This window comes from Streptomyces bambusae (assembly GCF_019400985.1).
Taxonomy (GTDB): Bacteria; Actinomycetota; Actinomycetes; order Streptomycetales; family Streptomycetaceae; genus Streptomyces; species Streptomyces bambusae_A.
On sequence record NZ_WTFF01000320.1, the window covers coordinates 1 to 8,255 of the forward strand.

9 protein-coding genes and 1 pseudogene are annotated in these 8,255 nt (G+C 75.4%); 6 read left to right on the forward strand and 4 right to left on the reverse strand.

Annotation, left to right across the window (positions count from 1 at the left end):
* Positions 1–250: 250 nt before the first annotated feature.
* The 5 genes and pseudogenes from GPJ59_RS29915 to GPJ59_RS37945 form a co-directional block, all read left to right on the forward strand.
* Positions 251–730, forward strand: a complete 480-nt coding sequence (locus tag GPJ59_RS29915) for a (2Fe-2S)-binding protein (RefSeq protein ID WP_219671044.1) — start codon at positions 251–253, stop codon at positions 728–730.
* Positions 727–3,129, forward strand: a complete 2,403-nt coding sequence (locus tag GPJ59_RS29920; RefSeq protein ID WP_219671045.1) for a xanthine dehydrogenase family protein molybdopterin-binding subunit — start codon at positions 727–729, stop codon at positions 3,127–3,129. Before GPJ59_RS29915 ends, GPJ59_RS29920 begins: the two co-directional genes overlap by 4 nt.
* The gene (locus tag GPJ59_RS29925) at positions 3,126–3,512 is read left to right on the forward strand and encodes an acyl carrier protein (protein ID WP_219671046.1); all 387 of its coding nucleotides are present in this window, start codon (positions 3,126–3,128) and stop codon (positions 3,510–3,512) included. Before GPJ59_RS29920 ends, GPJ59_RS29925 begins: the two co-directional genes overlap by 4 nt.
* The gene (locus GPJ59_RS29930) at positions 3,509–4,279 is read left to right on the forward strand and encodes a 4'-phosphopantetheinyl transferase family protein (RefSeq protein WP_308120560.1); all 771 of its coding nucleotides are present in this window, start codon (positions 3,509–3,511) and stop codon (positions 4,277–4,279) included. The genes GPJ59_RS29925 and GPJ59_RS29930 overlap by 4 nt, the downstream gene beginning before the upstream one ends.
* A 247-nt stretch (positions 4,280–4,526) precedes the next feature.
* A pseudogene (locus tag GPJ59_RS37945) lies at positions 4,527–5,261 on the forward strand (IS701 family transposase); the annotation flags it as partial.
* A gap of 133 nt (positions 5,262–5,394) precedes the next feature.
* Here the strand turns inward: GPJ59_RS37945 and GPJ59_RS29935 are convergent.
* Positions 5,395–5,589, reverse strand: coding sequence for a DUF3046 domain-containing protein (locus GPJ59_RS29935; RefSeq protein WP_219671047.1), 195 nt, complete (start codon positions 5,587–5,589; stop codon positions 5,395–5,397).
* 80 nt (positions 5,590–5,669) lie between these two features.
* On the opposite strand from GPJ59_RS29935, the gene GPJ59_RS29940 reads away from it, so the two are divergent.
* Positions 5,670–6,620, forward strand: a complete 951-nt coding sequence (locus tag GPJ59_RS29940; RefSeq protein WP_219671048.1) for a hypothetical protein — start codon at positions 5,670–5,672, stop codon at positions 6,618–6,620.
* Between the two features lie 47 nt (positions 6,621–6,667).
* Here the strand turns inward: GPJ59_RS29940 and GPJ59_RS29945 are convergent, their stop codons facing one another.
* The 3 genes from GPJ59_RS29945 to GPJ59_RS29955 form a co-directional block, all read right to left on the reverse strand.
* Entirely contained in the window at positions 6,668–6,979 is a 312-nt protein-coding gene (locus GPJ59_RS29945) for an AzlD domain-containing protein (RefSeq protein WP_219671049.1), read from the reverse strand.
* On the reverse strand, positions 6,976–7,830 hold the full coding sequence (locus GPJ59_RS29950; protein WP_308120561.1) for an AzlC family ABC transporter permease: 855 nt from the start codon (positions 7,828–7,830) through the stop codon (positions 6,976–6,978). Before GPJ59_RS29950 ends, GPJ59_RS29945 begins: the two co-directional genes overlap by 4 nt.
* Before the next feature lie 81 nt (positions 7,831–7,911).
* A partial coding sequence (locus tag GPJ59_RS29955) for a helix-turn-helix transcriptional regulator (protein ID WP_219671050.1) occupies positions 7,912–8,255 on the reverse strand: 344 nt, incomplete at its 5' end.

An 8,255-nucleotide genomic window follows, 5' to 3' on the forward strand; every position in this document is an offset into this window, starting at 1 on the left:
GTGTATAGAGACAGCTGCTGGACACCGTCCGCGGGTACGGCCAGGACTGACTGGACGAGCTGGACGAGGCCCGTACCGGCGCCGACCGGCACGCCCACTTGTACGCGGCCCTGGCCCGCTCGGCGGACCGCGCCCGCGTCCTGGCACCGGTCCGCCGCCCGGCCCCCGAGCCGGCCCCGGCACCGGCCTTCGCGCCGGCCCCCGAACCCGCCGCCGCCCCGGTGGCACAGCACCCCGAGGCGGTGGCGGCATGACCAGCGAAGCGACCGAGCCCGTATCGCTCAAGCTCACCGTCAACGGCGACCCGTGCGCCCTGGAGGTCGAGGCGCGGCGCAGCCTCGCCGATGTGCTGCGCCGTGACCTCGGGCTGACCGGGACGCGGGTCGGGTGCGAGACCGGGGTGTGCGGCTCGTGCACCGTGCTGCTGGACGACGAGCCCGTGCGGGCCTGCACCGTGCTGGCGGTGCAGGCGGACGGGCAGCGGGTGGAGACCGTGGAGTCGCTCGCCGAGGACGACGGTCGGCTCGGCCCGCTCCAGCAGGCGTTCAAGGACCACTTCGCGCTCCAGTGCGGCTTCTGCACCCCCGGGTTCCTGATGCTCGGAACCGCCCTGCTGCGCCGTGAGCCGCGCCCCTGCCGGGACCGCATCCGGGCCTGTGTCTCGGCCAACCTGTGCCGCTGCACGGGCTACAGCCCCGTCGTCGACGCGATCGAGGCGGTGGGCCGGTGAGCGCCCTCGGGCACTCCGTGCCCCGCCTGGAGGACGACCGGCTGCTGCGCGGCCGCGGCCGCTTCCACGACGACGTCGTGCGCCCCGGCCAGCTCTGGCTGCGCGTGGTCCGCTCGCCCGTCGCGCACGCCGAGCTGCGCGGCGTCGACACCGTGCGGGCCGCCGCGCTGCCCGGTGTGGCCGCCGTGGTCACCGCCGCCGACCTGCCGCCGGGCCTGCGCATCCCGGTGCGCCAGCCGCACCCGGGGCTGGACTTCACCGACTGGCTCCAGCCGCCGCTCGCCGCCGGCCGCGTCCGGTACGCGGGCGAGCCGGTGGCCGCCGTACTGGCCGAGGACCCCTATCTCGCCGAGGACGCCGCCGAGCTGGTCGGCCTGGACCTGGCCGAGCTGGCGCCCGTACTCGACGCGCGCACCGCGCCCGCCGACGCCCACGAGGTCGGCGTCGTCGACTTCGGGTACGGCGACGTGGACGCGGCCTTCGCCGGCGCCGCCCACGTGGTGAGCGCCGACCTGCGCACCGGGCGGCACAGCGGCACCCCGCTGGAGCCGCGCGGCCTGGTCGCCGAGCCCGACGCGGACACCGGGCGGCTGACCGTCTGGGGCGCCGCGAAGATCCCGCACATCAACCGCCGGGTCCTTGCCTCCCTGCTCGCACTGCCTGAACACCGCATCCACATGCGGGAGACGGACGCCGGCGGCAGCTTCGGCATCCGCGGCGAGTTCTACCCCGAGGACTTCCTCGTCCCATTCCTCGCGCTGCGCACCGGACGCCCCGTCAAGTGGAGCGAGGACCGCACCGAGCACATGACGGCCGCCAACCACGCCCGCGAGCAGGAGCACCGGATCGAGCTGGCGCTGGACGCCGACGGCCGGCTGCTGGCCCTGCGCGACGAGGCCTGGCTCGACAACGGCGCGTACATCCGCACCCACGGCGCGGTGGTGGCCGCGCTGACCGCCTCGATGGTCTCCGGGCCGTACCGGCTGCCGGCCTGCCGCTCCCGGGTGCACATCGTCACCACCCACAAGACCCCGATCGGCACCTACCGGGCCCCGGGCCGTTTCCAGCACAACTTCGTGCGCGAGCACGCCCTCGACCTGGCCGCGAACCGGCTCGGCATCGACCCGGTCGAACTGCGCCGGCGCAACCTGCTGACCGCCGCCGAACTGCCGCACCAGCGGCCGATGCAGGTCTTCGGCTCCCCGATGGTGCTCGACGGCAAGGACCACCTGGAGCACTTCGACAAGGGCCGGGCGGCCGTCGGCTACGAGCGGTGGCGCACCGAGGCCGCCGAGGCGCGGGCCGCGGGCCGGCTGGTGGGCACCGGCTGCGCGGTCATCCTGGAGAAGGCGGGCCTCGGCTACGACAGCGCGGTCGTCGACATCGGCGTGACCGGCGCGGTCCGGGTCGTGATGGGCGGCGCCAACGTCGGCCAGGGCATCCAGACCGTGATGGCCCAGATCGCCGCCGAGGAGCTCGCCGTGCCCGCCGGCTCGGTGCACGTGGTGCTCTCCGACACCGATCTGCTGCCCGACGGCGGCGGCACCTTCGGCAGCCGCTCGACCGTGGTCGGGGGCACGGCCGTACGCGAGGCCGCGCTGAAGGTGCTGGAGCGGGCGCGGGCGGTGGCCGGCGAACTCCTGGGCGCCGAACCGGCCGAGCTCGTCCCGCACGAGGGCGGCCTGGCGGTGCGGGGCGCACCCGAGCGCCGGCTGGACTGGGGCCGGATCGCCGCCGCGAGCTTCGCGCCGCGCTGGACGGCCACCGGCGAGGAGGCCGGCCTGATCGGGCGGGCGACGTACGCCGCGCAGGGGATGACGTACCCGTACGGCGCGCACTTCGCGCAGGTCGAGGTGGACCCGGAGACCGGGGCCGTCCGCCTGCTGCGCTACGCCGTGACCTACGAGGTCGGCCGCGCCGTCCACCCGGAGTCCGTGCGCGGCCAGCTGCTGGGCGGCGCGGTCCAGGGCATCGGGGGCGCGCTGTCCGAGGAGTTCCGCTACGACGAGCGCGGCACGCCCCTGTCGCTGACGCTCGACGACTATCTGTGGCCGCGCGCGGCCGACCTCCCCGAGATCCAGGTGGAGGTCTACGAGGACGCGCCGGCACCGGGCAATCCGCTCGGCCTGCGCGGGGCCGGCGAGGGAGGCACCGCGGGCAGCGGCGCCGTCCTCGCCGGTGCCGTGCGGGACGCCCTGGGGCTCGCCGGCGACGTCGGCGCCCTGCCCCTGCACCCCTCGCGGGTGCGCTCGCTCATGTCCCGCGGGACGTACCGCACGACGTCCCGCGAGACGTCCGACGAACAGTCCGACGAACAGTCCGACGAAATGTCCGAAGAAAAGTCCGACGCAATGTCCGGCGAAATGTCGCACGAACCACCGGCCTTGGAGGCATCGTGACAGTGGACCAAGCAGTTCTCGACTGGCTGAATACCGACCCCGACTGGGATCTCCCGGAGACCGCGACCGACGGCCCGCTGGCCGCGGACGTGACCGCCCCCTCGGCGGCCACGCTCGCATCCGCGGGCGGGACGGAGCGCGCGGAGCTCATGTTCGAGTACGTGCGGGCGGAGGTGGCCCGCTCGGTGGGCCTGACCCCGGCCGCGCTGGACACCGAGCGGACGCTGGTCAGCGTCGGCGTCGGGTCGATGCTCGGCTGTGAGCTCCAGTACCGGCTCCGGGACGCGATGGGCGTCGCCCCGGAACTGAAGGAGATCTTGATGGCGAAAGACACGCACGCGCTGTCCGGCATGATGCTGGACCTGCTCGGGTATGGGGCGTGACGGCGAAGCTGGCGCCGCCGGCCGGCGCGGACGTGTGGCTGCTGCGGCAGCCCAAGCCGGACGACATCACCGGCGTCCTCGACATGGAGGAACTGGACGAGACCGAGCTGCAGCGGGCCCGGGCCTGCCGCCGCCAGGCCGGTGGGTACCTGTACGCGGCGGCGCACATCGCGCTGCGGCGGGTGTTGTCGGCGTATGTGGGAGAGCCCGCGAGGGACCTCGTCTTCGGGCGGGGCCCCTGCCCGTGCTGCGACAAGCAGCACGGGCGGCCGGTGCTCGTGAATCCGGTCTCCGACCTGCACTTCTCGCTGTCCCACAGCAGCGGTGTGGTGCTGATCGGGGTGGCGCAGGTGCCGATCGGCGTGGACGTCGAGAAGGTGCCGAGCGCGGAGACCGCCCGGGTGTGCACCCAGGCCCTCCACCCGGACGAGCGGGCCGAGTTGGCGGAGGTGCCCGAGTGTGCGGGGACCTCGGCCTTCGGACGGCTGTGGACGCGTAAGGAGGCCTACCTCAAGGGGCTGGGCACCGGCCTCGGCCGGGACCTGTCCCTGGACTACCTGGGGTGGGAGTCCGACAAGCACCCCGAGGGCTGGTCCGTGGTCGACGTACCGGCCGGGCCGCGGCACACCGCCGCGGCGGCGATCGGTTACGACGGGGCCCCGCAGGGCCCGGTCACGCTGCGGTGGCTCCCCATGGAGAGCCTCTTCAGCGGCAGCCGACCCAACCTGACGCGGCGCGACTCCGTGCTCGCGGAACTCGCCGCCTGACAGACCGGGCACGCCGCACAACGGCGTGTCCAGCGGGGCCCCGGCCGGGGTGCGGAACCGGCCGGGGCCCCCGGCGTGTTCCCGCCCGGCGCGCGCGGGGCGCGGGGGCGTGGCGGGAACGTGCCAAAGTCGGGTCTGCGGTCACCAGGGCTCGCAAAACAAAGAGAACACTCGCTATTCTTGAATCCTGGCCACACGACCTGCTCGCCGGAGGGAGCTCGCCATGCCTGTACCGCAGGCCGCGCGCATGCCGGAGACCGTGCCGACCGCCGAACCACTGGCCCGGCGCCTGTTCCGCTGCCTGCCGCGTACCGACCAGCGCCGCTGGGCCGGCGCCTATCTGTCCGGGCTGGTCACGACGCCCGGGAAGAAGTCCGTACGCAACATGGCGCGTTCCGCCGGGACCTTCGAGACCGCCTCGCAGTCGCTCCACCAGATCGTCAACTCCAGTACCTGGCAGTGGGATCCGGTCCGCCGGGAGCTCGCCGCCTGGTGCGGGGAGCGGGCCGACGTACGGGCCCTGCGGATGGTCCCGGTGGTCATCCCCAAGCGGGGCGAGTGCTCCGCCGGGGTGCACCGTCGGTTCGACCCGGCCGGCGGTCGCACGCTGAGCTGCCAGCTCGCCCTCGGGCTGTTCCTGGTCACCGACCGGGGGACCGTGCCCGTGGACTGGCGGCTGAGCCTGCCCGGCCGCTGGAGCGAGGACGACGAACTGCGCGAGCGCGCCCGGATACCGGTCGGCGCCCGCAGCGGATTACCCAGCCGGCTGGTCCTGGACCTGGCCGACACCGCGGCCGCCCACCCGGCCACCGCCGGGGTCCCGATCGTCGCCGAGGCCGAGGCCGAGACCCCCGAGGAGGCGGCCCGGATCATCGCGGGCCTGGCCGAACGGGACCTGGGCTTCGCGGTGTCGGTGCCGGCGGCGATGCCGGTCCTGTGCGGACCGCCCGGCGCCCGCGCCGTCCGGTTCCGCCGGGCGGCGCGCGCCCGGGACCGGCCCGCGCGCGTCGGGGGTGTCCGGGGTGTCCTGGGTCTCGTCGGTGGCTGCCACGGGGACAAGTCTCCCCCACCGGCGGCCCGTACGGCCCCCGGGTCGAGAGACCGTCAGCGGACGTTCACCGCAGGTGGGCCGGGACGTCCATCGCCGAACAGACCGCGCGCCACACGTCCTTGGTCTCCCAGCCCGCGTCCAGCGCCTGGTGCACCGTACGTCCGCCGAGCTCGGTCATGACGTGGTCACGCGCGAAGGAGTCCGCGTAGGCGGCACCGAAGTGCTCTGCCATCCGCTCCCAGAAAATCGTCAACCGCATGCCCCCAGTATCCCGCCCCGTGCGAGTGCACCCGCTGCCGTTCGGCCCGCCGGGGCAGCGGGCCGCCCTACGGTTCCGTCATGGCCCACGGCGACACATCCATGCTGGCCCGCGCCGAGCACTTCATCTGGCTCACGGCCCGCGTGCTGGAGCAGCGGCGGTTCACCTTCCACTTCCTCGGCGGCGATCCCGACCCGGTGGACCGGGCGCTCGGCGCGTACCTCAACGACGACGGCGGCTACGGCCACGCCCTCGACCCCGATCTGCGCGGCCCGCTGAGCCAGCCGCTGCACTGCGCGCACGCCCTGCGGGTGCTGGACGGGCTGAACCGCTGCGCCGGCCGGCGCGTCGAGCGGCTGTGCGACCGCCTGACCCGGCTGTCCACCCCGGAGGGCGCCCTGCCGGTGGTGGTCCCGGCACCGCGCGGCTACCCGGCGGCGCCCTACCACCCGGTCCAGGACGACCCGCCGGGCTCCCTGGTCACCACCGGCCCGGTGGTCGGGCTGCTGCACCGCAACCGGGTGTGGCACGCGTGGCTGTTCCGGGCCACGGAGTTCTGCTGGGAGCGGCTGGAGAGCCTGCGCCGCTGCCATCCGTACGAGCTCCAGGGCGCCGTCGCCTTCCTGGACGGCGTACCCGACCGGGCCCGTGCGGTGGCGGCCGCGGACCGGCTGGGCCGGCTGGTGCGGGAGCGGGAGCTGGTGGTGCTCGACCCGGCGGACCGGGCGCAGGCGCCGGCGGTGCCCGGCGGCGCACCGGGCGAGCAGCTGTTCGCGTACGACGTGGCGCGGCGGCCGGAATCGCTGGCGCGCGGCTGGTTCACGGACGAGGAGATCGCCCGCTCACTGGACTTCCTGGCCGCCGGGCAGGAGCAGGACGGCGGCTGGCCGGTGCACCGGCGGGCGTGGGCGCCGGGCAGCGCACTGGAGCGGCGCCCGATCGCCACCCTGGAGGCCCTGCTGACCCTGCGCGCGTACGGCCGCCCGCTGGACGGTCCGACGCCGCCGGGCCCCGGTACGGCCCGGCGGTAGCCGGCCGGGGCGGATCCGGCGGATACGCGGGACCCGGCCTACGCGGCCTACTGGAGGCCGAGGGCCCGCAGTCCGGCGGTGACCACCACGGCCGCGGCGACGACGGCCAGGAACGGGGCGCGCAGCAGCAGGGCGATCCCGGCCGCGGCCAGCCCGGCGGCGCGGGCGTCGAGGACCAGCTCGTGGCCGGTGCTGAAGGTCTGCTGCGCGGTGAGCGCGGCCAGCAACGCCACCGGCAGCAGCGCGGACAGCTGCCGCACCAGCGGGCGTTCCAGGGCGCCGGCCGGGACGAGGAGGCCGGCGAGCTTGACGGCGTAGCAGCCGAGGACGGTGAGGCCGATGGCGATCCAGACGTTCACGGGCGCGTTCCCTTCGCATTGCGGCCCCCGGTGTTGCGGTCCTTGAAGCTGCTTCCCTTGAGGCTGCGTCCCTTCAGGCTGCGTCCCTTCAGGAACAGGACGGCGGGCGCGGCCAGCGCCGCGACGAGCACCGGAACCCCGGCGGGCAGCACCGGCAGGAGGCCGAGGCCCAGGACCAGCGCGAGCACGGCGACGGCCCGCTCGGTGGCGGTGCGCAGCATGGGGGCGAGCAGGGCGAGGAAGACGGCGGGTCCCGCCGCGTCCAGCCCCCAGGCGGCGGTGTCGCCGATGGCTTCGGCGCCCAGGGCGCCGAGCAGGGTGGTGAGGTTCCACAGCACGTACAGGCTCAGCCCGGTGACGGCGAAGCCGAGCCGGGCCGAGGCCCGGTCCTTCTGGGCCAGGGACACGGCGGCGGTCTCGTCGATGACCCAGTGCGCTGCCAGCGGGCGCAGCGGCCGGGGCAGGGCGAGCAGCTGGGAGAGCCGCAGGCCGTAGAAGGCGTTGCGGGTGCCGAGGAAGAACGCCCCGGCGGCCGCGGTGAACGGGTTCCCGCCGGCGGCGAGCGCCCCGACCAGCGCGAACTGCGAGGCCCCGGTGAAGACGAGCAGGCTCAGGACGCAGGCCGCCGCCGTGCTGATGCCGGAGCCGGCGGCGGTCACGCCGAAGGCGAAGCCGGACAGGCCGACGGCCACGCCCACCCCGAGCGAGTCCCGTACGACGGCGCGCCGGTCCGCCGCGCTCCCCGCCGCCGCCTGCGTACGGCCTGTCGTCCGCGCCCGGCCCTGAGTGCTCTGAGTGCCCTGAGCCTGTCCCGGCTCCTGTCCCTGGGTCTGTGTATCGGTCCTGGTCACACCCCGACGCTAGGTGCGGGGCCCGGTGGCGGTCTTGTACGTTCTTGCGCGCCGGTCCGCCGCGCCCCCGCCGGGAGCCGGTCAGCCGGGCGAGTGCCCGCGTCGGTAGGCGCCGGGCGGGACCCCGACGATCCGGGTGAAGTGCCGGTTGAGGTGGGGCTGGTCCGTGAAGCCGACCGTCACCGCCGCCTCCGCGGGCGCCGCGCCCGCGTCCAGCAGGCTGCGGGCCCGGCGGACCCGGGCGTCGGTCAGCCAGGTGTGCGGCGGCATGCCGTACCGCTCCCGGAAGGCGCGCAGCAGCGCGAACGGGCTGGTGCCGAGCTCCACCGCGAGCTGCTCCAGGGACGGCGGGTCGGCCAGCCGCTCCTCCAGGACCGCGCGGGCCCGTTCGGCGGCGGCCTGGGCCGGGCTGTCCGGGCCGGGCG